We start from the raw sequence: 24,678 nt of genomic DNA, 5'->3' as shown, positions 1-24,678 counted from the left end.
CCGAGGACGCGGGTTGCCTGCGGCAATGCCCCTTCGTGGCCCGTTGGGGGTACAATTTGGCTGTTTGAACGCGCCCGCGCAGGGCTATTCATCATTCCTGCCGGGTCCTTCTGAAGCCATACCCCACAAAGCGAATCAACACCCTCCATCGTGGACAATCAACTGAAGCAGTTTGCGCAATCTTCGCAACTCGCCGGCGGCAACGCCTCCTATGTCGAGGACCTGTACGAGCAGTACCTGGTCTCCCCGGATAGTGTCGATCCCAAATGGAAAACCTACTTCGATGGCTTCAAGGGCCGTGAAGCAGGTGACATTCCGCACTCGGCCGTCATCTCCCACATCGCGGACGCGGCCAAGGATGCGCTGAAAGCTGGCACCGGCAGCGGTGCGGGCGACGAGCGCGAGCGCAATGTCGGTCGTCTGATCACCGCCTACCGCTCCCGCGGCCACCTCGACGCCCGCCTGGACCCGCTGGGCCTGGCCGCACCGGTCGACACCCCGGACCTGGGCCTGCCGTTCCACAGCCTGTCCGATGCCGACCTCAACAGCGAGTTCAGCACCGGCGGCGTCGGCGGCCAGCCGCGCATGAAGCTGCGCGACCTGCTGGCACGCCTGAAGGCGACCTACACCGGCTCGATCGGTGCGGAGTTCATGCACATCTCCGAGGTCGAGCAGCGCCAGTGGATCTACAAGAAGCTGGAAGCGGCCGGTGGCAACTACCAGCTGGACGCTGACACCCAGCGCCGCACCCTGGAGCGCCTGACCGCGGCCGAAGGCCTGGAGCGCTACCTGCACACCAAGTACGTCGGCCAGAAGCGCTTCTCGCTGGAAGGCGGCGACTCGCTGATCCCGATGATGGACACCATCATCCGCAGCGCCGGCAAGGATGGCGTCAAGGACGTGGTGATCGGCATGGCCCACCGCGGCCGCCTGAACGTGCTGGTCAACACCCTGGGCAAGAACCCGCGCAAGCTGTTCGACGAGTTCGAGGGCAAGTTCGAGCACGACGAGCACGCTTCGGCCGGCGACGTGAAGTACCACATGGGCTTCTCCGCCGACGTCGCCACTGAAGGCGGCCCGGTGCACCTGGCGCTGGCGTTCAACCCGTCGCACCTGGAAATCGCCGACCCGGTCGTGGCCGGTTCCGTGCGTTCGCGCCAGGAGCGCCGCAAGGACACCGCCCGCAAGCAGGTGATGCCGATCCTGATCCACGGCGACGCGGCCTTCTCCGGCCAGGGCGTGGTCATGGAGCTGTTCCAGATGTCGCAGGCCCGCGGCTTCGCCGTCGGTGGCACCGTGCACATCGTGGTCAACAACCAGGTGGGCTTCACCACCTCCAACCCGCTGGATACGCGCTCCACGCGCTATGCCACCGACGTGGCGAAGATGATCGCCGCGCCGGTACTGCACGTGAACGGCGATGATCCGGAAGCGGTGGTGTTCGCCGCGCAGCTGGCCTTCGAGTTCCGCCAGAAGTTCGCCAAGGACGTGGTCATCGACCTGATGTGCTACCGCCGTTGGGGCCACAACGAGGCCGACGAACCGGCAATCACCCAGCCGCTGATGTACCAGGTGATCCGCAAGCACCCGACCACCCGCGAGATGTACGCCGAGCAGCTGGAGAAGGCAGGCGTGATCGCCGCCGGTGCCGGCAAGGCGATGGTCGATGCCTACCGCGAGAAGCTGGACGCCGGTGAAGTGACCACCGAACTGGCCAAGGTCGAGAAGACCCCGCCGAGCAGCCCGCTGTTCGTCGATTGGCCGAAGCTGCTGGAAGGCAAGCTGTCCGACCCGGTCTCGACCAAGGTCGAGAAGAACAAGCTGGTCGAACTGGCCAGGCTGATCAACACCATCCCGGACGAAGTGCAGCTGCACTCGCGCGTGGCCAAGGTCTACGACGACCGCCGCAAGATGGCCGCCGGCGAGATTCCGGGCGACTGGGGCTTTGCCGAGAACCTGGCCTACGCCACCCTGCTCGACGAAGGCCATGCACTGCGCCTGGTCGGCCAGGACGTCGGCCGCGGTACGTTCACGCACCGCCACGCGATCCTGCACGACCAGAAGACCGACAACTACTACATGCCGCTGCGGCAGCTGGTGGATTCGCCGGAGAAGGCCACCGTCATCGACTCGCTGCTGAGCGAAGAAGCGGTGATGGCCTACGAATACGGCTTCTCCACCACCGATCCGAACACGCTGTGCATCTGGGAAGGCCAGTTCGGCGACTTCGCCAACGGCGCCCAGGTGGTGATCGACCAGTTCATCGCCGCCGGTGAAGCCAAGTGGGGCCGCATTTCCGGCCTGACCCTGCTGCTGCCGCACGGCTATGAAGGGCAAGGCCCCGAACACAGCTCGGCGCGCCTGGAGCGCTTCCTGCAGCTGTGCGCGCTGGAGAACATGCTGGTGGTCGTGCCGTCGACTCCGGCCCAGGCCTTCCACATGCTGCGTCGCCAGCTGCACATGACCACCCGCAAGCCGCTGGTGGTGATGTCGCCGAAGTCCCTGCTGCGCCACAAGCTGGCGGTGTCGACCCTCGACGAGCTGGCCAACGGCGAGTTCCAGCACCTGATCGGCGACGCCAATGCCGACGCCAAGAAGGTCAAGCGCGTGGTGCTGTGCTCGGGCAAGGTCTACTACGACCTGCTGGAGGACCAGACCAAGCGTGGCCAGGACGACGTGGCGATCATCCGCGTGGAGCAACTGTATCCGTTCCCGCGTGCGCTGCTGGCTGCCGAGCTGAAGAAGTACGGCAAGGCCACCGACGTGGTGTGGACGCAGGAAGAACCGCAGAATCAGGGCGCGTGGTACCAGATCCGCCACCACCTGCAGTTCTGCCTGGCCGATGGCCAGAACCTGCACTACGCCGGTCGCGCACGTTCGGCCTCGCCGGCTGCCGGTCACATGGCTGACCATGTCCGCGAGCAGCAGCAGCTGATCGCCGACGCACTGGTCAACCCGTTCAACGACCAGGTCGCTGAATAACTCTCCCCCCTATTTAGAAGACAAACCAGGAAGCTCCCGCAATGGCCACCGAAGTCAAAGCCCCGGTACTGCCCGAATCCGTCGCCGACGGCACCATCGCCACCTGGCACAAGAAGGTGGGCGACGCCGTCAAGCGCGACGAAAACCTGCTTGACCTGGAAACCGACAAGGTCGTCCTGGAAGTGCCGTCGCCGGTTGACGGCGTGCTCAAGGAAATCAAGTTCAAGGAAGGCGATACCGTGACCTCCAGCCAGGTCGTGGCGATCATCGAAGAAGGCGCCGTAGCTGCGGCTCCGGCCCCGGCCGCTGAAGAGAAGAAGGCTGAAGCCGCACCGGCCGCCGCTGCTCCGGCCGCTGCCGCTGCGCCGGCCCCGGCTGCCAAGTCGGCCGCCGACGCGCTGCCGCCGGGCGCCCGCTTCACCGCCATCACCGAAGGCGTGAACCCGGCCGACGTCGACGGCACCGGCCGTCGTGGCGCGGTGACCAAGGAAGACATCGTCAACTTCGCCCGCAACGGCGGCGCCGGCAAGGCCGGTGGCGCTCGTCCGGAAGAGCGCGTGCCGATGACCCGCATCCGCAAGCGCATTGCCGAGCGCCTGATGGAGTCGAAGAACTCCACCGCCATGCTGACCACCTTCAACGAAGTCGACCTGTCCAAGGTTTCGGCCGCGCGCAAGGAACTGCAGGACGAGTTCGTCAAGGCCCACGGCATCAAGCTGGGCTTCATGAGCTTCTTCGTGAAGGCCGCCGCCAACGCGCTGCAGCGTTTCCCGCTCGTCAACGCCTCGATCGACGGCGACGACATCATCTACCACGGCTACTCGGACATCTCGATCGCCGTCTCGACCGAAAAGGGCCTGGTCACGCCGGTCCTGCGCAACGTCGAGCGCATGTCGTTCGCCGACATCGAGAAGACCATCGCCGACTACGCCAAGAAGGCACGTGACGGCAAGCTGGGCCTGGAGGAACTGCAGGGCGGCACCTTCACCGTGACCAACGGCGGCACCTTCGGTTCGCTGCTGTCGACCCCGATCATCAATCCGCCGCAGAGCGCCATCCTGGGCATGCACGCCATCAAGGAGCGTCCGATCGCCCAGAACGGCCAGGTCGTGATCGCGCCGATGATGTACCTGGCGCTGTCCTACGACCACCGCATCATCGACGGCAAGGACTCGGTGCAGTTCCTGGTGGACATCAAGAACCAGCTGGAAAACCCGGGCCGCATGCTGTTCGGCCTGTAAGAAACCTCCCGCCCCTCCGCGCCTGCGCGGAGGGGTTCTGGTAATGCATCAAGGAATAATTCAATGGCTGAACAATTCGACGTCGTCGTCATCGGTGCCGGCCCGGCCGGTTACCACGCTGCCATCCGCGCGGCCCAGCTGGGCCTGAAGACCGCCTGCATCGACGCAGCGCTGGGCAAGGACGGCAAGCCGGCCCTCGGCGGCACCTGCCTGCGCGTGGGCTGCATCCCGTCCAAGGCGCTGCTGGATTCCTCGCGCCAGTTCTGGAACATGGGCCACATCTTTGGCGACCACGGCATCAGCTTCAAGGATGCCAAGATCGACGTCGAGGCGATGATTGGCCGCAAGGACAAGATCGTCAAGCAGTTCACCGGCGGCATCGGCATGCTGTTCAAGGCCAACAAGGTCGCCGCCTATTACGGCTTCGGCCAGCTGCAGCCAGGCAACGTGGTCAAGGTGAAGCAGCACGACGGTTCGGAAGTCGAGCTGAAGGGCACCAACGTCATCATCGCGGCCGGTTCGGATTCGATCGAGCTGCCGTTCGCCAAGTTCGACGGCGAGACCATCGTCGACAACGTCGGCGGCCTGGACTTCACCGAAGTGCCGAACCGCCTGGCGGTGATCGGCGCCGGCGTGATCGGCCTGGAACTGGGCAGCGTGTGGAAGCGCCTGGGCGCTGAAGTGACCATCCTGGAAGCCATGCCGGAGTTCCTGGCCGCTGCTGACGCCGAAGTGGCCAAGACCGCTGCCAAGGAGTTCAAGAAGCAGGGCCTGGACATCAAGCTCAATGCCAAGGTTTCCAAGACCGAGATCACCGGCAAGGGCAAGAAGAAGGAAGTTATCGTCACCTACACCGACGCCGAAGGCGAAAAGACCCTGACCGTGGACAAGCTGCTGGTGGCCGTGGGCCGTCGCGCCGCCACCAAGGGCCTGCTGGCCGAAGGCACCGGCGTCAAGGTCAACGAGCGCGGCCAGATTGAAGTCGATGCGCACTGCCACACCGGCGTCGACGGCGTGTGGGCGGTCGGCGACTGCGTGCGCGGCCCGATGCTGGCGCACAAGGGCTTCGAGGAAGGCATCGCGGTGGCTGAGCTGATCGCCGGCCTGCCGGGCCACGTCAACTTCGACACCATTCCGTGGGTCATCTACACCGAGCCGGAACTGGCCTGGGTCGGCAAGACCGAAGCCCAGCTGAAGGCCGAGGGCATTCCGTACAAGGCCGGCAGCTTCCCGTTCGCCGCCAACGGCCGTGCCGTGGCGATGATCGAGCCGGCGGGCTTCGTGAAGATCCTGGCCCATGCCGAAACCGATCGCATCCTCGGCATGCACCTGGTCGGCGCCAACGTCTCCGAGCTGGTGCACGAAGGCGTGCTGACCATGGAATTCAGCGGCTCGGCCGACGACCTGGCCCGCATCTGCCACGCCCACCCGTCGCTGTCGGAAGTGATCCACGACGCGGCGATGGCGGTCAGCAAGCGCGCCATCCACAAGGCGAACTGATCGTTCGCGGGTTGTGCCGGCCGCTGGCCGGCATGGCCGGATGCAAGGAACCCCGCTTCGGCGGGGTTTTTTGTTGCTCATTTCCCTGTAGTGCCGAGCCCACGCTCGGCTGCCCTGCACAGGCCGCCGAGCATTGGGCTCGGCGCTACACCTTTCCGGCCGGCTTCTTCGGCGGATCGTCACAGATGCGGTGCTGGACCACGGTTCCACCCGCCTTCCACTCCTTCACCACCCGGCAGCGCTCCCTGGGCTTGACCGCCCTGGCCGCTGCAGCATCCGCCTCATCGGCAGCGGCGGCCTGCTGTCGTTCCAGCCATGCGGACGACGGTGACACCGGTGTGGCCGGTGCCGGCCCCGCAAGCAATGCCAGCGCGACCAGCACCACCGCCCTCATGCCGCCACCGGGCCGCCGCCGAGCAGGCGCGCGGGCAGCATGAACAGCGCGCGCAGGAACGCGAACAGCGCCGAGAACGTGATGCCGACCAAGCGGAACGGCAGGCTCAGCAACCAGACAAACGGCCACGCGATCAGGGCGAGGACCGCCAGCGGCCAGCACAGCACGAACAGCACGCACCACACACCGAGCGCGAACAGGGTCTTCATCACGGTCTCCTTGTGGCGGCACCTTGCCGCCTGCCGACACGTTGGCGCCCTGCCCTTGCCGCGCGCAAACGGTTTGCGACGAAACCGGGCTGGTGGCGATGAAACCGACCCAGCGCCGGTGCAACGCCGAGCCCATGCCCGGCTGCGCTTCGTGGCGACCGCATGGAACCGGCGCTGCACGGGGGCGCTGACAGCGGCTCCTGCCGCTGCCTTGGGCTCTACAGCGCCCGATGGCGGTTGCCGGCCAACGGCCGGCACGACCGTTACTCGAACGAACCGACCGAATCGTGGGCCAGGTTGTCGAATCGGGTGTATTCGCCAAAGAACTTCAGCTTGCACGAACCGGTCGGGCCACCACGGTGCTTGCCGATGATGATCTCGGCCAAGCCCTTGTCTGGCGAATTTTCCTTGTTGTAGTAATCGTCGCGGTAGATGAAGACGATCATGTCCGCGTCCTGCTCGATTGCGCCCGATTCGCGAAGGTCGGCCATCACCGGGCGCTTGTCGGTACGCGTTTCCAGCGAGCGGTTGAGCTGCGACAACGCGATCACTGGAACGTTCAGTTCCTTGGCCAGGCCCTTCAGCGAACGCGAGATTTCCGAGATTTCAGTCGCGCGGTTCTCGCTGTTGCCCGGCACGCTCATCAGCTGCAGGTAGTCGATCACCACCAGGCCCAGGTCATGCTCGCGCTTGAGGCGGCGGCACTTGGAACGCAGCACTTCAGGCGACACGCCGGGCGTGTCGTCGATGAAGATCTTGGTTTCCTTCAGCATCTTGATCGCGCTGGTGACACGGCTCCAGTCCTCGTCTTCCAGCTGGCCGGTACGCAGGCGCTGCGCGTTGATGCGGCCATTGGAGGAAATCAGGCGCATTGCCAACTGCGCGGCCGACATTTCCATCGAGAACACGGCCACGCCTTTCTTCGATTTGATCGCTGCGTACTCGGCGATGTTCAGTGCGAAGGTGGTCTTGCCCATGGCCGGGCGCGCGGCAAGGATGATCAGGTCGGTCGGCTGCAGGCCGGAGGTCATTGCGTCGAAATCGGTATAACCGGTCGGCAGGCCGGTAATGTTGCCGCCGTTCTCGAAACGACTGCGCAGCTCTTCGAAGGCATCCTTCAGTGCACCGGGCATCGCCACGAAATCGGTACGGCCGCGTGCGCCCTGTTCGGCGATGGCGAACACGCTCTTTTCTGCCGAGGCCAGCAGCTCGCTGCTGTCACGCCCTTCGGGCTGGAAGCCGTCGTTGACGATATCCGTGCCGACCTGGATCAGCTGCCGCAGCACCGCCTTGTCACGCACGATCTCGGCATAGGCCACGATGTTGGCGGCTGACGGCGTGGTACTGGCCAGCTCGACCAGGTAGGCGCCATCACCCACCAGTTCCATCTTGCCCTGCGATTCGAACCACTCGCCCAAGGTCACCGCATCGAACGGCCGCTCGCGCTCGGACAGCTCACGGATTGCGCGATAGATCATCTGGTGGTCGCGGCGGTAGAAGTCGCTTTCGGTCAGCTGGTCATTGACCCGGTCGTAGGCCTCCGGGGCCAGCATCAGGCCACCCAGCACCGCCTGCTCGGCTTCCACCGAATGCGGCGGTACCCGCAGCTGGTCGATGCGCGACTCGTCGCGTTCGCGATCGAAGCCATCACCGCGCTCTCTGCGGTTGGAACGGAAGCCGGGGCGAGCGGACATGCTGCGATGTTTCCTGCAAAAGTGGGCGAGACGAGTGTAGGCATGTGCCGCCCCCGGCGGCGATGGACAAGCCTGTGGATAAACCGTGGGAAAACGGGGGATATCCGCCGGTACCTGGCCAGACTGGCGTGGGAGCGTCGCACTGCCTGCGACGGGCGCCGTTGCGGCGCCCGAGCACGCATTATCGCAGATGGGGGTGTCGACCGCTGGCGTCAATCGCCCTTGACGTGCACCGCGATCAGCGCCAGGAACCGGTCCATATAGCCCTGCAGGAATTTCTGCGTGCCCTCGTTGTGGACCGTGCCGTCGGCATCGATCAGGCCGTCCTTGAAATGAATGAATGCCTCTGGCTGGCCGAGCACGTGCATGTCCAGGAAGGCCAGGCTGTTGCGCAGATGCTGCTGGGCCACGGCGGTGCCGATCTGGCCGATGGAGGCGCCGATCACCGCCGCCGGCTTGCCGGCAAACGCACTGTCACCATACGGGCGCGATCCGATATCGATGGCGTTCTTGAGCACGCCGGGCACCGACCGGTTGTACTCGGGTGTCACGAACAGCACCGCGTCGGCGGCGCGCACCTGGTCCTTCAGCCGGGTGCCCTGCGGCGGATAATCGGCGTCGAAATCCTGGTCGTACAACGGCAGATCGCCGATCTGCACATACTGGAAGCGCGCGCGATCACCGGCGAGCTTCTCCAGCGCATGGGCCAGCTTGCGGTTGCAGGAATCCTTGCGCAGGCTGCCAACGAACACGGCGATGGTGGGGACGGACATCGGGACATACTCCTCACGGTGCGGGAGCACCAGCCTAGTCGCCGGGCCCTTGCAGGCCGGTGAAGATCAGCCGCCCGTCACGCCCGCACGCACCTGCCGCCAATGCGCCTGCCAGGCCTGGAACATCAGCACGTTCCACAGATGGGTATGCCACTTGCGCTGGCCGCCGAGGAACTGCTGCCACAGCGGCTGTATGGCGGCCGCCGACAGCACGCCCTCCCGCTCCAGCCGTGCCGGCTGCAACAGGTCTTCGGCCCACGGCCGCAGGTCGCCCTTCAGCCAGTCACTGACCGGTGCGCCGAAACCGCGCTTGGGACGGTGCACCATCGACTGCGGCACATAACGGCCCAGCACGCGCTTGAGCAGCACCTTGCTGGTGGTCTCACTGCGCTTGAAGCCCAGCGGCAGCGACCAGGCGAACTCGGCCACGCGTGAATCCAGCAACGGTGCGCGCGCTTCCAGGCTGACCGCCATCGAGGTCCGGTCGACCTTGCACAGCAGATCATCCGGCAGGTAGGTCAGGTAATCGGCCAGCATCATCGCGTCGGCCGGTGTGCCGGCGCCGTGCAACGGATCGGCCAGATCATAGAAGCTGCCGGCAGCCTGCGCGCCCGGCACTGCCGCTGTCGGGTCGCGCCAGCGCGAGATGCGGTTGCGGTACACGTCACCGATGCCACGCGCGCCGGACTCGGCCAACAGCGCGGCCAGGCCGCCGGTACGCGAGGCCTCGCCCTGCTGCTGGGAGCGCGCGCCCATCCAGCGCCGCAGCGGCCCAGGCACGCGCCCCAGCATCTGCCAGTTGCGCAGCGCGCGCACATAGCGGGTGTAGCCGAAGAACAGTTCATCGCCACCATCGCCGGAAAGCGCCACGGTCACGCCCTGCCGCGCCAGCCGGGCGACCAGCGCGGTCGGTACCTGCGAGGCATCGGCGAAGGGTTCGTCAAACATCGCCGGCAACTGCGGCACCACCGCCAGTGCATCGGCGCCACTCACGTAGAGTTCGGTGTGGTCACAGCCCAGGTGCGCGGCCAGTTCCTTGGCCAGCGGCGCCTCGTCGTGGCTCGAATCGGTAAATCCGATGCTGAAACTGTGCACCGGCTGCCCGCTCTGCGCCTGCATCAGCGCCGCCACCAGCGACGAATCGGTACCCCCGGACAGGAACACGCCCACCGGCACGTCGGCCACCATGCGCAGCGCCACTGCGTCGCGCAGCAGCCCGTCCAGCTGCTCCTCGGCCTCCTCGATGCGGCCCTGGAACGGCGCAGCCAGCGCCGCCTGCATGCGTGCACGTGCATCCCAGTAGGGGCGCTGCGCCTGTTCCGGGCGATGCGCCGAAGCGCCCGCCGCCACGGCTTCGGCATCCAGGCGCAGCACGCGGCCCGGCATCAGCTTGTAGCAGCGCTGGTGGATGCTGTGCGGGGCTGGAATGTAGTCCAGCCGCAGCAGCAGGGTCAGTGCGTCACGGTCGATGTCGTTGTCGAAGGCCGGGTGCTGCCACAGCGCCTTCAGTTCGGAGCCGAACACCAGGGTGTCCCCGGCCCAGCCGTAGTACAACGGCTTCTTGCCAACGCGGTCGCGGGCCAGCCACAGGCATTGCTGCTGGCGGTCCCACAGCGCGATGGCGAACATGCCGTTGCAGCGCTGCAGGGTGTCTTCCATGCCCCATTGCAGGATCGCTGCCAGCAGCACCTCGGTGTCGGAGTGACCACGGAAGACATGCCCCAATGGCTCCAGTTCTGCACGCAGGGCAGCGAAGTTGTAGACCTCGCCGTTGTACGCCATCACATAGCGGCCGTCGGCCGAAGCCATCGGCTGGTGGCCGAGCGGCGACAGGTCGAGAATGCTCAGGCGACGGTGTGCCAGCGCGATGCCTGCACCGGCATCGACCCAGTTGCCGCCATCATCCGGCCCGCGATGGTGCAGCGCTTCGCCCATGGCCAGCACCTGCGCCTGCAGTAGCTCGGCCGACGCCACAGGCGCCGGCAACAACATTCCCGCCAATCCACACATGCATCAAGGTTCCTGCGCCAGTTCAAGGGCGGCGCCAATCACCGCATTGTCGCTTGGAAGCCCGAACATTGCTGCCCCCGCCAACGGGGTGTAGGTATCGGCACCGCAGACCCGGCGCAGTGGCAGATGGCCGAAACCGGCCTCGACCAGTGCGGTCACCACGCCCTCGCCCACCCCGCCACTGTGCCGGCCCTCGTCCAGCACCAGCACCCGCCGTGCGCTGGCGGCCTGGGCGGCGATGAAACCGGCATCCAGCGGCACCAGCCAGCGCAGGTCGACCACCCGCACCTGCCAGCCCAGCTGCTGCCCGATGGCTCGCGCTGCACGCAACGCCATCGGCACGCCGTTGCCATACGTGTAGACCACCAGATCGCCCGCCTCCGGCCCGTAAACACGGCCTTCGCCCGGCACCAGTGCCCGGCCCTGGGCCGGATAGTCGAACAGCCACTGGCCATCGCCCGGCTCATGCAGGTCCTTGCTCATGTACAGCGCGATCGGCTCCAGGAACACGGCCACGCGCCCATCCACCCGGGCCAGCGCCGCCAGCGTGCGCAACATCATCACCGCATCGTCGCCGCGCGACGGGCAGCCGACCACCAGCCCGGGGATGTCGCGCAGGGCGGTGATCGAGTTGTCGTTGTGGAAGTGGCCGCCGAAGCCCTTCTGGTAGCCCAGCCCGGCCACCCGCAGCAGCATCGGGTTGCGGTACTGGTCGTTGGAGAAGAACTGCAGCGAACAGGCCTCGCCACGCAGCTGGTCGATGGCATTGTGCAGGTAGGCCAGGTACTGGATTTCCGGAATCGGCAGCATGCCCATGTTGGCCAGGCCCTGCGCCATGCCCAGGATCATGGTTTCGTCCAGCAGGGTGTTGAACACCCGGCGTGGCCCGAAGCGGCGCAGCAGATCCTTTGTGACAGTGTACACACCGCCCTTCTGGGCCACGTCCTCGCCGAACAGCAGGCTCTGCGGATACTTCGCCAGCAATTCCTGCAGGCCGTGGTTGATCTGGATCGCCAGATGCCGCGGCGCCTGTCGTTCGGGCAATGCCTCGATACCACAATAGAGTGCCTCGCGCGCTTCGGCAGCGACCTCGCGCTGCGCTTCGGCCTGCACCGCTGCCGGCGTGTACGGTGCGAGCGGCGCCATCACCTCCCGCAGCGACCCCAGCTTCGCCCCGCCTTCAGCCTCGGTCGCAGCGGCCATGCAGCGCGCACGCATCGTCTCGTAGGCCGTCTCGATCGCCGCCGCATCCATCCAGCCCGACTCCAGTGCGATCTGCGCCGAGCGCAGCAGCGGATCCTGCGCCTCGGCCGCGCACAGCTCCGGCAACGCCCGCCATTCCACTTCGAAGTCGGTGCCGGCGTGGCCCATCAGGCGCGTGGTGCGCAGATGCAGGAAAGTCGGTCGCCGCGTTCGCCGGCAGTGTTCCACCGCAGCCTGCACCTGGGCGTGCCCGGTGGCCAGGTCCAGCCCATCGGCGAAGAAATAGTCCAGCCCCGGCTGGTGGCTGAAGCGCTCGGCGATCCAGCCATCGGGGGTCTTCACCGAGATGCCCAGGCCGTTGTCCTCGCAGACGAACAGGATTGGCGCCGGCAGTTTCTGGTAGGCCGCCCACATCGCGGTGTTGAACGCCGTCTGCGCGGTAGCGTGATTGGCCGAGGCGTCGCCGAACGAGCAGAGCACGATACTGTCGGCGGGAACCGGCAGCGCCTGCGCCAGCCGCTTGCCACTCTCGATGGCCAGCGCGGTGCCCAGCGCTTTCGGCAGGTGCGAGGCGATGGTCGAAGTCTGCGGCAGCACCCACAGCGGCTTGCTGCCCCACACTTTGTGGCGGCCACCACTGGCCGGATCATCGGCGCAGGCAGCGAAGGAAAGCGCAGCATCGCGCAACGGGTCGATGCCCGGCACCTGGCGCGAACGCTCGGCCATGAAGGCGCCGGAACGATAGTGCAGGAAGGCAGGATCGGTGTGCCGGCAGGCCCGCGCCAGCAGCGCGTTGCCTTCATGGCCGGACGACCCGATGGTGTAGAAGACCTTGTTCTGCACGCGCAGCACGCGCGCCATCAGGTCCAGCTGGCGGCTGGCCAGCTGCGAGTCGAACAGTTCATCGAAGGCGGCAGCGGTGAGCGTACTGCCGGGCAGGATCGGAGCATCTGCCGCGGGTCGCGGGCGCGGCGTCCCGCGCCACCCGCGCACCGCCTCAAGGAAATTGACGTCGCACACCTCGGCGCGGTTGAGCCCCCGCATGCGTGCGGGAATCGGATCCGGAACCACAGCGAACATCGAACACCCTCCGTGTCGTTGTTGCGTTCCGCCCGGCAATACCGGGCGCTACCCTGTGGGCATCAAGCCGCCTCGAAACGCGAGCGCACCTCGGCGGTCACCGCCGGCATCGGCAGGAAGCGCGGCTGCGCACGCACGCGCTGCAGCCAGGCGCGCACCTCGGGGAATGGCTCCAGGCTGATGCCGCCCTCGCCTGCCACGTCGGTGTAGGCAAACAGGGCGATATCGGCGATGCCGTAGCTGCTGCCGGTGAACCACTGCGCCTGGCGAAGGTGCTGCTCCATCACCGCCAGCGCGGTGGCGGCGCGCTCGTGCAACCGTGGCAGCTCGGCGCGGCGTGGCGAGTCGGGCGCCGTCCAGCCCCGGATGAAGCGCGCTACCGCCACGCACGGCTCGTGCGTGTACTGCTCGAAGAACATCCAGCTCAACGCCTGCGCACGCTCCCAGCCATCGCTGGGCAGGTAGGGCGTGCCTTCGGCCAGCCAGAACAGGATCGCGTTGGATTCGGTCAGCACGCGGCCGTCGTCGCGGACGATCAGCGGCACCTTGGCATTCGGGTTGAGCGCAAGGAATTCGGGCGTGTGGGTCTGGCCATGGGCACTGTCCACTTCCACCCAGCGGTAACGGCTCCCGAGCTGCTCAAGCAGCAGCCGGACCTTGTGGCAATTGCCCGAGACCGACATGCCATGCACCGTCAGCGGGACGCGCTCTTCCACCATTGCCTGCTCCATCGGATCCGGCCGGCGGCCGGCTGCGTGCAGTCTGGCAAGTGCGCCAGGGAATGCCAAGCGCGGATGCAGCATGGCAACCAGGTAACGCTGGCCGCGGGCCGGCGATTGCACGAATGCTGCCGCAACATGGTTGCCGGCCAGCGGCCGGCACTACCAGGCAACGCTCAGCGCGCGCGTTGCCGCCACTGCTCGCGCGACTGGCCCCAGATCTGCATTGGTTTGTCGTTGTACGGCGGCGGCAATTCGCCCATGCGCAGCAACCTGCTGCCGAGCTTGCGCGCGACCGCCCGCGAGTTGTCGTTGTTCTCGGCGATGGTATGGATCACCTCGTGCCAACCCAGCGTGTCGAAGGCCCAGTCGATCGCCGCGACCGCCGCTTCCGGCGCATAGCCCCGGCCCCAGCTGGCGCGGCGGATGCCCCAGCCGACCTCGGTACCCGGCCAGTCCTGCGGTTGCCAGGGGCCCATCCGCCCGATCCAGTCCCCGCTGGATTTTTCGATCACGCTGAACATCGAGAAGCCGAACAGCTGCCAGGCGCCAGCCAGGCTGCAGAAGCCGCGCCAGGCTACCGAAGGCGGCTGCACGCCACCGAGGGTGCGCATCGTTTCCTCGTCGGCGCAGAACGCCAGATAGGGTTCGTAGTCCTCGCGCCGCAGCGGGCGCAGGATCAGGCGCTCGGTTTCCAGGCGCAGGTCGAAGATGCTCATGCCGACTCCATGTCGAAGGGGCCACCATGATGGTGGATTCGGCCTCCACACGGATGAATGCCCGCGCTCACAACGAAACGGGCCGGCATGCGCCGGCCCGTCGGGTACAGCACGTATTCTGGATTACTGGCGCGTGGCCGCAGTGGCGCCGGCAGCAGCGGTCTGCGTGACCAGTTGGCCATCGACCACCGGCAGGCGATCGCTGGCCGGCTTGTTGTCCATGCGCACGGTCTTCTCGGCGCCGTCGTAGCGGTAGGTCACGTTGTAGCCCTTCACCACGTCATTGGTGCCCATGGCGATGCGGTTGCCCGGCTTGCTGGCCATGCGCATGGTACCGGTGGTGCCGTCTTCGTTGCGGTAGGTCACGTTGTAGCCGGTAACACGGCTCGACTCGGAGGTGGCGGTCTCGGTGTGGCACTGGCGCTCGGTGCGGTTGACCACGCGGCCACCCACGTGGCGCTTGTCGATCTGGTTGCCGATGAAGCCACCGGCCACCGCGCCTGCGGCGGTCGCGGCCTTCTTGCCGTTGCCGCCGCCAACCTGGTTGCCGAGCAGGCCGCCGACCACGGCGCCGACCACGGTGCCACCGACGTTGCCATCACGCTCCGGCAGGCGTTCCTGCACGGTCACGTCCTGGCACACCTCGTGCGGGGTCTGGGTGGTGGAAGTCTCGCGCACCGGATCGGTGCCGATCACAGTGGCGTAGGCCTTCTGCTTCTCGGTGATCGGGTCGACCTTCAGCACGTCGGCGTATTCCAGCCCACGCGGCGCAGACGGGTCGAGCCTGTCACCACGTGCGCCATCGTCGGTGGCACTGCCGTCGACCAGGCGCGACTCGCCATTGGGGGTGGTGGCGCTGATGGAATCGGGCGATTTGTCGCCACTCTTCATGAAGGCGGCGGTGGCGATGCCACCGACCAGCAGCGCGCCCGCTGCGACCAGGACAGTTGTAGTTGTGCTTTTCATGACCTGCTCCTTGCGGACCATCCGCAACGTTCTCGAACCAGATTGCAGCATGCGCTGCCTGAACGGAATCTCCACATTTCCTGCTCATTCCTGTAACCCATTCAGCATCGGGAAATGCTGGGCCCGTGGTAGCGTTTGCATATTCCCCACGAGGATTTCCGCCATGGCCAACCCGATGCTGCTGCCGGTACTGCAATGGGCCCGCCGGCTGCGCTACCCCACCCTGTTCAAGCTTACAGCGGGCCTGTTCGTGCTGACGCTGTTCATCCCGGACCCGATCCCGTTCGTCGATGAGCTGGTGCTCGGCTTCGGCACCCTGCTGCTGGCCAACTGGAAAAGCCGCCACGCTGCCACGGTTGCGCCGTCGCTGGAACAGCGTTGAGCCCGCTGGTCGACAGCCACTGCCACCTCGATGCCGGCGAGTTCGACAGTGACCGCAGCGCCGTGATCGCGCGCGCGCAGGCCGCTGGCGTGCGCCTGCAGGTGGTGCCGGCGGTGACCGCGGCCAGCTGGCCGAAGCTGCGCGTGGTCTGCCAGCAGGCGCCGGGGCTGCATCCGGCCTACGGGCTGCACCCGATGTTCCTGGCCGAGCACCGGCCCGACCATCTGCCGCTGCTGCGCGAATGGATCGAGCGCGAACGCCCGTGTGCGATCGGCGAATGCGGGCTGGATTTCTTCGTCGAGGGGCTGGATGAGGAGGCGCAACAGGCGTATTTCATCGGTCAGCTGCAACTGGCCCGCGAGTTCGAGCTGCCGGTAATCGTGCACGCGCGACGCGCGGTGGACGCGGTGATCGCCGCGATCCGCCGTATCGGCGGCCTGCGCGGCGTGGTGCACAGCTTTTCCGGCAGCCCCGAACAGGCTGCGCAGCTGCACCGGCAGGGCTTCCTGCTCGGTCTCGGTGGTCCGCTGACCTACGAACGCGCGCAACGGCTGCAGCGCCTGGTGCGCGGGATGCCGCTGGAACAGCTGCTGCTGGAGACCGACGCGCCCGACCAGCCTGACGCCGGCATCCGCGGCCAGCGCAACGAACCGGCACGGCTGGCGGTCATCGCCCGCCATGTCGCGGCACTGCGCGGAATGGACGTTGAAGCCGTTGCACATGCCACGACGGAGAACGCGCGACGGCTGTTCGCTCTGCCAGCGTTGTAACGGGCGGCGGACCCGCCACCGGGCAGGGCCCGGCGCTACCGGCTGCACTTGCGTGTTGATCGAATCGGCGACGATCAACGGCAATGCCGGCCAGCGGCCGGCGTCTACCGTCATGCGTCGGCGTGGGCTTCAGCCACGTCGGCCTTCACCTTCTTCGGCTCCAGCAGCATTTCCAGCGCCTTGCCCACTGCGGCGAAGGCAAACGCACCGGTGATGTGGGTCGCTGCCCCCAGGCCTGCACCACAATCGAGCTTCAATGCCGCATCGGCGCCCAGGTTCGGCCGGATGCCGCAGACACTGCCATCGGCCTGCGGGTACTTCACGTTCTCCAGCGAATACACCGCCGGCACGCCAAAGTAGCGCTTGGCATTCCTAGGGAAGTTGAACTCGCTGCGCAGCTTCTTGCGGATCAGTGCCAGCATGGCATCGTGCTCGGTGCGCGAGACATCGCGGATGCGCACCAGGGTCGGATCGGTGCGACCACCGGCAGCCCCCACGGTCAGCAGCGGCAGCTTGCGGCGACGGCACCAGGCGATCGTCTCGACCTTGACCCGGAAGCTGTCGCAGGCATCGATCACCAAGTCGAAGCCACGGTCCAGCAACTCGGCCATGTTCGACACGGTCAGGAATGCCTGCACGGCATCGACCTCGATGTCCGGGTTGATCGCGCGGCAACGCTCGGCCATCGCCTCGGCCTTGTTGCGGCCGTAGTTGCCTTCCATCGCCGGCAGCTGCCGGTTGGTGTTGGACACGCAGATGTCATCGGCATCGATCAGGGTCAGGTGGCCGACCGCAGAGCGGGCCAATGCCTCCACCACCCACGAGCCGACGCCGCCCATGCCCACCACCGCCACGCGGCTGCCCTGCAGGCGCTCGAGTGCGCCCACGCCATACAGCCGTTCGATGCCGGCGAAGCGTTGTTTGACCAGTTCGTTCATGCCGCTATTTTAACGTGCACCTGCCGGCACCTGCTGCGCGCCGGCATCGGACCCACCGTTGCACGCCGGAGAGCCTGCCATGAACGCCAGCCCGCCCCGCCGCCCGTCCCCTGCCTACCGTTACCTGTTCGTGCTCGGCCTGGGCCTGCTGATCGGGCTGGTCGCCACGGTGATGGTCGGCCGTGCCCTGCAGTCCCGCCGCGACCCGTTCCCCGACAGCCTGATGCAGGTGATGCAACGGCAGTCGCAGCTGCTGCTGCAGGCCCAGCAGCAGAACCGCTGCAGCCTGGCCGACAGCGTGCCGCGGTTGCAGGCAATGCGCTTGCTGTCCAACGACCTGGATCTTGCCTTCCCCGGGCTGAAGGACAGCGCGCAGTTCCAGCAGCATGCCAGCCAGCTGCGCGGCAGCCTCAATGCCGCCTTGGCCGCGCCGCCCAACGACTGCACGGCCCTGGCGCAGGTGGTGGAAACGGTGCAGGCCGATTGCCGCGCCTGCCACCAGGACTTCCGCTGAGCCGCATTCATCCTGCAGCCGGGCAAGGGCTGCGCGGTTGGCGCCTTGTTCACGTTCAAAAGGGGACGATTCGTCCACCCTGCTGCACGACGCAGTACCACCCAACGCACCCGCCTTCACGGCCAGGAGACGCCCCATGAAGATCCAGCTCATCGCCGCCAGCGCCATCGCTACCCTCGCCCTGGCTGGCTGTGCCACCTCCCCCGGCTATGGCGGTGGCGGCTACAACAACGGCTACAACAACGGCGGCTACAACCAGGGCCGTTGTGCCGACTGCGGCATCGTCACCCGCATCAACACCGTGCCCTCGGGCCGCACTGCGCCCAGCGCGACCGGCGCGATCCTCGGCGGCATCGTCGGCGCGGTGGCTGGCCACGAGATCTCCGACCACACCGGCGGCAGCCGTGGCAACAAGAACATCGCCGCCGCTGCTGGCGCGGTCGGCGGCGCGCTGGCGGGCAACCAGATCCAGAAGAACGTCACCAGCGATACCTACGACATCAGCGTGCGCATGGACGATGGCCGCACCATCGTGGTCAACCAGCGCGACCTCGGCGGCATCCGCGAAAACACCTACGTGCGCGTAGTCAACGGCAAGGTCATCCTGCGCTGATCTGCACCGGGCCGATCGCAAAGAAAAAGGCCCGCTTGCGCGGGCCTTTTTCATGCGACGGCTTGCAGCGCGATCAGGTCGGCTGCACGGCGTCGGCCTGCAGGCCTTTCTGGCCCTGCACGACGGTGAAGGTGACCTTCTGGCCTTCCTTCAGGCTCTTGAAGCCCTGGGTCTGGATGGCGCGGAAGTGCACGAACACGTCTTCGCCGTTTTCACGGCTGATGAAGCCGAAGCCCTTCGCATCGTTGAACCACTTGACGGTACCGGTCTCGCGATCAGACATCTCACTAACTCCCTGGTGACTCTCTCTTGTTGTTGGAAACGCCTGGTGGGCGGCTGACAAGCAAGGGGGAAGCGAGGTGCATCGATGCAGCGGATCGGGAAGATCTTGCTTCATCAGGCCACGATCCACGGTGACCTTGCCAAGCTCAGCGACTGCAACTTAACCCGCCCAAAACGAAAAAGCAACTGGCAAAATCTTTCACTGTCAACCCCAAAAAGGCCACCATACGGGACAGCATGGGACTCTCATTCATCTTGTATCTGCTAGCGGTCATTTTTGTCCTCGCCGGCATCGCGGGCGTCATCCTCCCGGCCCTGCCCGGCATCCCGCTGGTGTTCATCGGACTGCTGCTGGCGGCCTGGGCGGACGGCTTCGTCCACGTCGGCTGGCCGACCCTGGTTGCGCTGGGCGTACTGACCGTGCTCTCGCTGCTGGCGGACGTGCTGGCCACCGTAGTGGGTGCACAGCGGGTGGGTGCCAGCCGCAAGGCGCTGTGGGGCACCTTCGCCGGCAGCATCGTGGGGCTGTTCTTCATGCCCATCGGCCTGTTTGCGGGCCCACTGCTCGGCGCCCTGCTCGGCGAGTACTGGCACACCCGCGAGCTGGGCCGCTCGACCAGGGTGGGACTGGCCACTTGGCTCGGCATCCTGCTCGGCCTGGCGCTGAAACTGGCCGTAGTGATCGCGATGCTTGGCCTGTTCGCCTTCGCGTGGTTCCTGTAATCGGCACCGCCTTCACGCCGCACGCACGCGGTGGGCGTGCATAAACCGTGGGGGCTGGCCGCGACCCGGTACAGCCGCCACACTGTGCGACTCCCGTATTCACCGAAGGGCCTGCTGGAATGACCCTCCCCCCGCTGCTTCCCCGCCTCGCACCGCTGGCGCTGGCCTTGGCCAGTGCTCCGCTCGCTGCGCAGGAGTTCGCGCCCAGCGCCGAAGCCTCGCCGGCCGCATGTGCGGCGATTACCACAGACGCTGCCCGCCTGGCCTGTTATGACCGGCAGTTCGGGCGCTCCGCGCAGTCCACCGCCGAGGCCGACGCTGCCGCCGAGGCAGCAGCACAGGCCCGTCGCGAAGAACGACAGACTGCACGCGTAAGCCAGGGCGAAGAGAAACTGCGCGAGCGGGTCAGTGATCTGCTCCGCCCAGCAGAGCCCGACAGCGCGCTGGCAAACGCTGGCCGGGGCTCACTGCTGGACAGCCGCTGGGAACTGGCCGAGGACTCCAAGCTCGGCCCGTTCCAGCTGCGCGCCTACAAGCCGGTGTACCTGCTGCCTGCGTTCTGGACCAGCGACCGCAACACCACACCGCATTCGCCGAATCCGGCCAACACGGTCACCACGCCGCAGGTGCTGGACAGTGCCGAGCTGAAGTTCCAGATCAGTTTCAAGACCAAGATCGCCGAAAACCTGTTCGGCGACAACGGCGACATCTGGGCCGGCTACACCCAGAGCTCGCGCTGGCAGGCCTACAACAGCGAGGATTCGCGCCCCTTCCGCGAAACCAATTACGAACCGGAAGTGATGATGGTCTTCCGCAACGGCTACTCGATCGGTGGCTGGCGCGGGCGCATGACCGGCATCGCGCTGAACCACCAGTCCAATGGCCGGGCCGACCCACTGTCGCGCAGCTGGAACCGGGTCATGCTCAACATCGGCCTGGACCGCGAGAACTGGGCGCTGGTGCTGCGCCCCTGGTACCGCATCCCGGAAACCCGCAGCGATGACAACAACCCGGACATCGAGGATTACATGGGCCGCGGTGACGCGACCCTGACCTGGAACCGCAACGGCCACGAAGTCTCGTTGATGGCACGCCATTCGCTGCGCACCGGCAGCCGCTCGCACGGCGCCCTGCAGCTGGATTACGGCTTCCCGATCAGCAACCTGCTGCGCGGCCATGTGCAGGTCTTCGACGGCTACGGCGAAAGCCTGATCGATTACAACCACAAGGCCACCTACGTGGGCGTGGGTGTGTCCCTGCTGGAGTGGTTCTGATGGACGTGACGATCTGGCACAACCCGGCCTGCAGCAACTCGCGCGGCGCACTGAAGCTGATCCGCGATGCAGGCTTCGATCCGGAGGTGATCGAATACCTGGGCAACCCACCCGATGCGGCCACGCTGCGCCAGGTGCTGGCCGAATCCGGACTGGACGCGCGGGCGCTGGTGCGCAACAAGGAGGCGCAGTTCACCGAACTTGGCCTGGAGGATGCGGACGAGGCCACGCTGCTGGCCGCGATGGCCGAACACCCGCGGCTGATCAACCGCCCCGTGGTGCGCACGCCCAAGGGTACACGGCTGTGCCGGCCGCCGGAAACGGTGCTGGAGATCCTGTAACCCGCACTGCCAGAGCCGAGCCCTGGCCGGCTGCTGCCCGGCTGCTGCCCGGCTGCTGCTCGCGTGCCACCCGTGAATGCAGCCGAGCGTGGCTCGGCGCTGCAGAACGGGCTACTGCCAGTCGGTGATGCCCTCGCGGCGATACACCTCAGCGAACGCCGGGCGCGCCTTCATCGACGTGGCATGCGCCTTCAGCGCCGGCCAGGTGTCGCTGGGCCTCGGCATGTTGCGCGACCAGCGCATCAGCATCACCAGCATGTAGTCGGCCACGCAGGGCGTGGCGCCCAGCAGGTAGGGGCCATGTGCATGCAGGTGCGCGGCCACATGCTGCCAGGCCGCTTCCAGGCGCTGCCGTGCCATCCCGCGGCTGGCCTCGATATTCGCCTCGCCCGCCATTTCGTGTGGATAGAACCATGCTCGATAGGCCGGCTGCAGCGTATTGGCACACCAGAACATCCAACGGTAGGCATCGGCGCGCTGCGGCGTACCCACCGGGGGCAGCAGGCGGGCCTCCGGATGACGATCGGCCAGGTACAGTGCAATGGCCGCCGCCTCGGTCAATACCAGGCCATCGATCAGCAACGTCGGCACCACGCCGGCCGGATTCAGTGCCAGGTACTCGGCCGACTTGTGCTCGCGTGCGTCGAAATCCAGCAGCACCAGTTCGTGCTCGATGCCGAGTTCGATCAGCAGCCAGTGCACCACCAGGGCGGCGGTGCTGGTCGAACCATACAGCGTGGTGCTCATGCGCAAGTCCCGGGTGGATGAATCGGCCGATTATGCCCTGCACGGGCAATCGTTGCTCAACCGCAGCGGCTCATGCAGGTATCGCGGCCTTCGCTACAGGACATGATCGGCGTGCGTATCGCGCAGTCGTGTGTCTTCAGTTCACAGGAACGGCGCAGTTCGGGATTGGCAACGTCCTTGCAGCGTTTGTCCGGCGCCGGCACCATCTGTTGTTCGCAGCTGAAGTCGTTGCTGCCGATACTCCCCCGCGCCATGCAGCTCCGATAATCGGCCTGGCATTGCACGCGGCACTGCGAGGAGGCGGAGAAATCCGCACCTTCATAGGAGGACGTTGTGCTGCAGCCGGCCAGGACCAGCAGGAACACAGTCGCGACGGATCGATGCAGGCGCATGGGCACATCCAGTGCAGGGATGTGCCGACCCTAGCAGACTACGGTTGCTCGTGCAGGCCCGACGCGCGCCCCGATCAGTACACGGGAACACCGGTGTCGGTGCGAACGTCATTCACGGTGCCGCCGCAGGAGAGCAGGCATTGGGCGTACGGAGCGCCGCATGAAGGAAGCACCGGGGGACCGCAGTAGTTGCCGGCACCGTTGCCCCCTTCGCAGTTGTGCCGCTGCTTGTCATCGGCGATATCACTGCAACGGCTGATGACCCGGCTCTTCTCGCTTTCGCAGCTGCGCTGATCCGACTCGGCAAGGGCGCGGTTGTGGAAGTCGCACGTTGCCTTCCGGTTCTCGCAGACCGACGCGCAGATCTTCCCCGCTTCGTGGGTGGGAGGCTCGACGAAGTAACGTGGCCCGCAGGCGCTGCACGCCAGCGCAGCGACCAGCAACACGAAAACACGCGGCAACTGCAGCACGATGGACTCCCTTCCAGAACGCCAGCCAGTACGTTAGCAGAGCAGGCCACGCGCAGGCAGGCTGCACACAACAACGGCGCCACACGGGCGCCGTTGTCTGAACACTGGGCGGAAGGATTACTCCACCACCACCGGAATCTTGCCGATACGGGCCTGCCATTCGCGCGGGCCGGTCTTGTGCACCGATTCGCCGGTGGAATCGACGGCCACGGTCACGGGCATGTCCTGCACGGTGAACTCGTAGATCGCTTCCATGCCCAGGTCGCCGAAACCGACCACCTTGGCCGCCTTGATCGCCTTGGACACCAGGTAGGCCGAACCACCAACGGCCATCAGGTAGGCCGACTTGTGCTTCTTGATCGCTTCGATGGCGGCCGGGCCGCGCTCGGCCTTGCCGACCATGCCCAGCAGGCCGGTCTGCGCCAGCACCTGCTCGGTGAACTTGTCCATGCGGGTCGCCGTGGTCGGGCCGGCCGGGCCCACCACTTCGTCGCGCACAGGATCTACCGGGCCGACGTAGTAGATGAAGCGGCCCTTCAGATCCACCGGCAGTTCCTCGCCCTTGTTGAGCATGTCGACCATGCGCTTGTGCGCGGCGTCGCGGCCGGTCAGCAGCTTGCCGTTGAGCAGCAGGGTCTGGCCCGGCTTCCAGCTGGCCACGTCTTCCGGGGTGATCGTGTCCAGGTCCACGCGGGTGCCCTTGGACGCGTCATAGGTCAGCTTCGGCCAGTCTTCCAGCGACGGCGGGTCCAGCATCACCGGGCCGCTGCCATCCAGGGTGAAGTGCGCATGGCGGGTGGCCGCGCAGTTCGGGATCATGGCCACCGGCAGGTTGGCCGCGTGGGTCGGGTAATCCTTGATCTTGATGTCGAGCACGGTGGTCAGGCCCCCCAGGCCCTGCGCACCAATGCCAAGCGCGTTGACCTTCTCGTACAGCTCCAGGCGCAGCTCTTCAATGCGGTTGGACGCGCCCCGGGCCTGCAGTTCGGTGATGTCGATCGGCTCCATCAACGCTTCCTTGGCCAGCAGCATCGCCTTCTCGGCGGTGCCACCGATGCCGATGCCGAGCATGCCCGGCGGGCACCAGCCGGCGCCCATGGTCGGCACGGTCTTCAGCACCCAGTCGACGATGGAGTCGGACGGGTTGAGCATGGCGAACTTGGTCTTCGCTTCCGAACCACCGCCCTTGGCGGCGACGATCACGTCGACGGTGTTGCCCGGCACCACCTTGACGTTGACCACGCCCGGAGTGTTGTCCTTGGTATTGATGCGCTTGCCGGCCGGATCAGCCAGCACAGAGGCGCGCAGCTTGTTGTCCGGGTGCATGTAGGCGCGGCGAACGCCCTCATTGGCCATCTCTTCCACGCCCATGGTGGCGTCGTCCCAGCGCACGTCCATGCCGATTTCCAAGAACACGGTGACGATGCCGGTGTCCTGGCAGATCGGGCGGTGGCCCTCGGCGCACATGCGCGAATTGATCAGGATCTGGGCCATCGCTTCCTTCGCGGCCGGCGACTCCTCGCGCTCGTAGGCAGCGGCGAGGTTCTTGATGTAGTCGACCGGGTGGTAGTACGAGATGTACTGCAGCGCGTCGGCGATGGACTGGATGAGGTCTTCCTGCTTGATCGATGTCACGGCTTGCTCGCTTGCTCGAGGCTGGCGGGGGTAATCCGCCCATTTTACCCCCTCCCCCGGCCCCGGGGTGGTCGTGCTGGGCGCTGGCCGGCAAGATCAGATCCAGA

General features: G+C 66.4%; 25 protein-coding genes. 10 read left to right on the top strand and 15 right to left on the bottom strand.

Going from position 1 to position 24,678, the window contains the following annotated elements; genetic code table 11:
• Positions 1–150 precede the first annotated feature (150 nt).
• From AC5P7R_RS18090 to lpdA, 3 genes are all read left to right on the top strand, one after another.
• The gene (locus tag AC5P7R_RS18090; protein ID WP_478435918.1) at positions 151–2,982 is read left to right on the top strand and encodes a 2-oxoglutarate dehydrogenase E1 component; all 2,832 of its coding nucleotides are present in this window, start codon (positions 151–153) and stop codon (positions 2,980–2,982) included.
• Positions 2,983–3,023: 41 nt separating this feature from the next.
• Positions 3,024–4,223 (top strand): dihydrolipoyllysine-residue succinyltransferase, encoded by a 1,200-nt coding sequence (gene sucB / locus AC5P7R_RS18085; protein ID WP_019660411.1) that lies wholly within the window; start codon positions 3,024–3,026, stop codon positions 4,221–4,223.
• Between the two features lie 63 nt (positions 4,224–4,286).
• Entirely contained in the window at positions 4,287–5,723 is a 1,437-nt protein-coding gene (lpdA, locus tag AC5P7R_RS18080; RefSeq protein WP_019660412.1) for a dihydrolipoyl dehydrogenase, read from the top strand.
• Between the two features lie 145 nt (positions 5,724–5,868).
• Here lpdA and AC5P7R_RS18075 read toward each other — a convergent pair whose 3' ends face one another.
• The 9 genes from AC5P7R_RS18075 to AC5P7R_RS18035 all read right to left on the bottom strand — a co-directional run bounded on the left by AC5P7R_RS18075 (position 5,869) and on the right by AC5P7R_RS18035 (position 15,490).
• On the bottom strand, positions 5,869–6,117 hold the full coding sequence (locus AC5P7R_RS18075) for a hypothetical protein (RefSeq protein WP_031269996.1): 249 nt from the start codon (positions 6,115–6,117) through the stop codon (positions 5,869–5,871).
• Positions 6,114–6,326, bottom strand: a complete 213-nt coding sequence (locus AC5P7R_RS18070) for a hypothetical protein (protein ID WP_021203037.1) — start codon at positions 6,324–6,326, stop codon at positions 6,114–6,116. Before AC5P7R_RS18070 ends, AC5P7R_RS18075 begins: the two co-directional genes overlap by 4 nt.
• Before the next feature lie 263 nt (positions 6,327–6,589).
• Positions 6,590–8,020 (bottom strand): replicative DNA helicase, encoded by a 1,431-nt coding sequence (locus tag AC5P7R_RS18065; protein WP_019660415.1) that lies wholly within the window; start codon positions 8,018–8,020, stop codon positions 6,590–6,592.
• Between the two features lie 212 nt (positions 8,021–8,232).
• Complete coding sequence (locus AC5P7R_RS18060; protein WP_021203035.1) at positions 8,233–8,793, bottom strand: NADPH-dependent FMN reductase; 561 nt, start codon at positions 8,791–8,793, stop codon at positions 8,233–8,235.
• A gap of 66 nt (positions 8,794–8,859) precedes the next feature.
• Positions 8,860–10,803 (bottom strand): asparagine synthase (glutamine-hydrolyzing), encoded by a 1,944-nt coding sequence (gene asnB, locus AC5P7R_RS18055; RefSeq protein WP_021203034.1) that lies wholly within the window; start codon positions 10,801–10,803, stop codon positions 8,860–8,862.
• Between the two features lie 3 nt (positions 10,804–10,806).
• Positions 10,807–13,086 carry a thiamine pyrophosphate-dependent enzyme gene (locus AC5P7R_RS18050; protein WP_134732283.1) on the bottom strand — a complete coding sequence of 760 codons (2,280 nt, stop codon included), beginning with the start codon at positions 13,084–13,086 and terminating at the stop codon, positions 10,807–10,809.
• Positions 13,087–13,148: 62 nt separating this feature from the next.
• Positions 13,149–13,805, bottom strand: coding sequence for a glutathione S-transferase family protein (locus AC5P7R_RS18045; protein ID WP_031269994.1), 657 nt, complete (start codon positions 13,803–13,805; stop codon positions 13,149–13,151).
• A 176-nt stretch (positions 13,806–13,981) separates the two neighbouring features.
• Positions 13,982–14,524: a GNAT family N-acetyltransferase gene (locus AC5P7R_RS18040; protein WP_019660420.1), complete on the bottom strand. Its 543-nt coding sequence runs from the start codon at positions 14,522–14,524 to the stop codon at positions 13,982–13,984.
• Between the two features lie 123 nt (positions 14,525–14,647).
• Positions 14,648–15,490 carry a glycine zipper 2TM domain-containing protein gene (locus AC5P7R_RS18035; RefSeq protein WP_026347069.1) on the bottom strand — a complete coding sequence of 281 codons (843 nt, stop codon included), beginning with the start codon at positions 15,488–15,490 and terminating at the stop codon, positions 14,648–14,650.
• Between the two features lie 163 nt (positions 15,491–15,653).
• Between AC5P7R_RS18035 and AC5P7R_RS18030 the strand changes: the two genes are divergently transcribed.
• Together AC5P7R_RS18030 and AC5P7R_RS18025 are read left to right on the top strand one after the other, a co-directional pair.
• Entirely contained in the window at positions 15,654–15,872 is a 219-nt protein-coding gene (locus tag AC5P7R_RS18030; protein ID WP_019660422.1) for a DUF6116 family protein, read from the top strand.
• A complete protein-coding gene (locus AC5P7R_RS18025) occupies positions 15,869–16,642 on the top strand; it encodes a TatD family hydrolase (RefSeq protein WP_019660423.1) in 774 nt (257 codons plus the stop codon). Before AC5P7R_RS18030 ends, AC5P7R_RS18025 begins: the two co-directional genes overlap by 4 nt.
• 110 nt (positions 16,643–16,752) lie before the next feature.
• On the opposite strand, the gene AC5P7R_RS18020 is transcribed toward AC5P7R_RS18025, so the two are convergent.
• Complete coding sequence (locus tag AC5P7R_RS18020; RefSeq protein WP_019660424.1) at positions 16,753–17,580, bottom strand: tRNA threonylcarbamoyladenosine dehydratase; 828 nt, start codon at positions 17,578–17,580, stop codon at positions 16,753–16,755.
• A gap of 79 nt (positions 17,581–17,659) precedes the next feature.
• Here AC5P7R_RS18020 and AC5P7R_RS18015 point away from each other — a divergent pair, with 79 nt between their 5' ends.
• Both AC5P7R_RS18015 and AC5P7R_RS18010 read left to right on the top strand, forming a co-directional pair.
• The gene (locus tag AC5P7R_RS18015) at positions 17,660–18,094 is read left to right on the top strand and encodes a cytochrome c (protein WP_459390064.1); all 435 of its coding nucleotides are present in this window, start codon (positions 17,660–17,662) and stop codon (positions 18,092–18,094) included.
• 136 nt (positions 18,095–18,230) lie between these two features.
• Positions 18,231–18,707 (top strand): glycine zipper 2TM domain-containing protein, encoded by a 477-nt coding sequence (locus AC5P7R_RS18010; RefSeq protein ID WP_478435919.1) that lies wholly within the window; start codon positions 18,231–18,233, stop codon positions 18,705–18,707.
• 73 nt (positions 18,708–18,780) lie between these two features.
• Here the strand turns inward: AC5P7R_RS18010 and AC5P7R_RS18005 are convergent, their stop codons facing one another.
• Positions 18,781–18,990 carry a cold-shock protein gene (locus AC5P7R_RS18005; RefSeq protein WP_005410290.1) on the bottom strand — a complete coding sequence of 70 codons (210 nt, stop codon included), beginning with the start codon at positions 18,988–18,990 and terminating at the stop codon, positions 18,781–18,783.
• Between the two features lie 236 nt (positions 18,991–19,226).
• On the opposite strand from AC5P7R_RS18005, the gene AC5P7R_RS18000 reads away from it, so the two are divergent.
• The 3 genes from AC5P7R_RS18000 to arsC all read left to right on the top strand — a co-directional run bounded on the left by AC5P7R_RS18000 (position 19,227) and on the right by arsC (position 21,327).
• Entirely contained in the window at positions 19,227–19,712 is a 486-nt protein-coding gene (locus tag AC5P7R_RS18000; protein ID WP_478435920.1) for a DUF456 domain-containing protein, read from the top strand.
• Positions 19,713–19,831: 119 nt separating this feature from the next.
• A complete protein-coding gene (locus AC5P7R_RS17995) occupies positions 19,832–20,986 on the top strand; it encodes a phospholipase A (RefSeq protein WP_019660427.1) in 1,155 nt (384 codons plus the stop codon).
• Complete coding sequence (arsC, locus tag AC5P7R_RS17990) at positions 20,986–21,327, top strand: arsenate reductase (glutaredoxin) (protein ID WP_019660428.1); 342 nt, start codon at positions 20,986–20,988, stop codon at positions 21,325–21,327. The genes AC5P7R_RS17995 and arsC overlap by 1 nt, the downstream gene beginning before the upstream one ends.
• A 111-nt stretch (positions 21,328–21,438) precedes the next feature.
• On the opposite strand, the gene AC5P7R_RS17985 is transcribed toward arsC, so the two are convergent.
• The 4 genes from AC5P7R_RS17985 to AC5P7R_RS17970 form a co-directional block, all read right to left on the bottom strand.
• Positions 21,439–22,074, bottom strand: coding sequence for a glutathione S-transferase family protein (locus AC5P7R_RS17985; protein ID WP_478435921.1), 636 nt, complete (start codon positions 22,072–22,074; stop codon positions 21,439–21,441).
• 56 nt (positions 22,075–22,130) lie between these two features.
• Entirely contained in the window at positions 22,131–22,466 is a 336-nt protein-coding gene (locus AC5P7R_RS17980) for a hypothetical protein (RefSeq protein WP_019660430.1), read from the bottom strand.
• A gap of 74 nt (positions 22,467–22,540) precedes the next feature.
• On the bottom strand, positions 22,541–22,936 hold the full coding sequence (locus AC5P7R_RS17975; protein WP_111099277.1) for a hypothetical protein: 396 nt from the start codon (positions 22,934–22,936) through the stop codon (positions 22,541–22,543).
• Positions 22,937–23,053: 117 nt separating this feature from the next.
• Complete coding sequence (locus tag AC5P7R_RS17970; protein WP_134732275.1) at positions 23,054–24,571, bottom strand: fumarate hydratase; 1,518 nt, start codon at positions 24,569–24,571, stop codon at positions 23,054–23,056.
• Between the last annotated feature and the right edge of the window lie 107 nt (positions 24,572–24,678).

This window comes from Stenotrophomonas sp. YJH_SMC_27, from assembly GCF_059369815.1.
This window is presented reverse-complemented; position numbering and strand designations above follow the sequence as displayed.

Bases quoted from the DNA above. Each gene is read 5' to 3' on its own strand.
- sucB (WP_019660411.1), top strand. From the start codon at position 3,024: ATGGCCACCGAAGTCAAAGCCCCGGTACTGCCCGAATCCGTCGCCGAC.
- lpdA (WP_019660412.1), top strand. From the start codon at position 4,287: ATGGCTGAACAATTCGACGTCGTCGTCATCGGTGCCGGCCCGGCCGGT.
- AC5P7R_RS18075 (WP_031269996.1), bottom strand. From the start codon at position 6,117: ATGAGGGCGGTGGTGCTGGTCGCGCTGGCATTGCTTGCGGGGCCGGCA.
- AC5P7R_RS18070 (WP_021203037.1), bottom strand. From the start codon at position 6,326: ATGAAGACCCTGTTCGCGCTCGGTGTGTGGTGCGTGCTGTTCGTGCTG.
- AC5P7R_RS18065 (WP_019660415.1), bottom strand. From the start codon at position 8,020: ATGTCCGCTCGCCCCGGCTTCCGTTCCAACCGCAGAGAGCGCGGTGAT.
- AC5P7R_RS18060 (WP_021203035.1), bottom strand. From the start codon at position 8,793: ATGTCCGTCCCCACCATCGCCGTGTTCGTTGGCAGCCTGCGCAAGGAT.
- asnB (WP_021203034.1), bottom strand. From the start codon at position 10,803: ATGTGTGGATTGGCGGGAATGTTGTTGCCGGCGCCTGTGGCGTCGGCC.
- AC5P7R_RS18050 (WP_134732283.1), bottom strand. From the start codon at position 13,086: ATGTTCGCTGTGGTTCCGGATCCGATTCCCGCACGCATGCGGGGGCTC.
- AC5P7R_RS18045 (WP_031269994.1), bottom strand. From the start codon at position 13,805: ATGGTGGAAGAGCGCGTCCCGCTGACGGTGCATGGCATGTCGGTCTCG.
- AC5P7R_RS18040 (WP_019660420.1), bottom strand. From the start codon at position 14,524: ATGAGCATCTTCGACCTGCGCCTGGAAACCGAGCGCCTGATCCTGCGC.
- AC5P7R_RS18035 (WP_026347069.1), bottom strand. From the start codon at position 15,490: ATGAAAAGCACAACTACAACTGTCCTGGTCGCAGCGGGCGCGCTGCTG.
- AC5P7R_RS18030 (WP_019660422.1), top strand. From the start codon at position 15,654: ATGGCCAACCCGATGCTGCTGCCGGTACTGCAATGGGCCCGCCGGCTG.
- AC5P7R_RS18020 (WP_019660424.1), bottom strand. From the start codon at position 17,580: ATGAACGAACTGGTCAAACAACGCTTCGCCGGCATCGAACGGCTGTAT.
- AC5P7R_RS18015 (WP_459390064.1), top strand. From the start codon at position 17,660: ATGAACGCCAGCCCGCCCCGCCGCCCGTCCCCTGCCTACCGTTACCTG.
- AC5P7R_RS18010 (WP_478435919.1), top strand. From the start codon at position 18,231: ATGAAGATCCAGCTCATCGCCGCCAGCGCCATCGCTACCCTCGCCCTG.
- AC5P7R_RS18005 (WP_005410290.1), bottom strand. From the start codon at position 18,990: ATGTCTGATCGCGAGACCGGTACCGTCAAGTGGTTCAACGATGCGAAG.
- AC5P7R_RS18000 (WP_478435920.1), top strand. From the start codon at position 19,227: ATGGGACTCTCATTCATCTTGTATCTGCTAGCGGTCATTTTTGTCCTC.
- AC5P7R_RS17995 (WP_019660427.1), top strand. From the start codon at position 19,832: ATGACCCTCCCCCCGCTGCTTCCCCGCCTCGCACCGCTGGCGCTGGCC.
- arsC (WP_019660428.1), top strand. From the start codon at position 20,986: ATGGACGTGACGATCTGGCACAACCCGGCCTGCAGCAACTCGCGCGGC.
- AC5P7R_RS17985 (WP_478435921.1), bottom strand. From the start codon at position 22,074: ATGAGCACCACGCTGTATGGTTCGACCAGCACCGCCGCCCTGGTGGTG.
- AC5P7R_RS17980 (WP_019660430.1), bottom strand. From the start codon at position 22,466: ATGCGCCTGCATCGATCCGTCGCGACTGTGTTCCTGCTGGTCCTGGCC.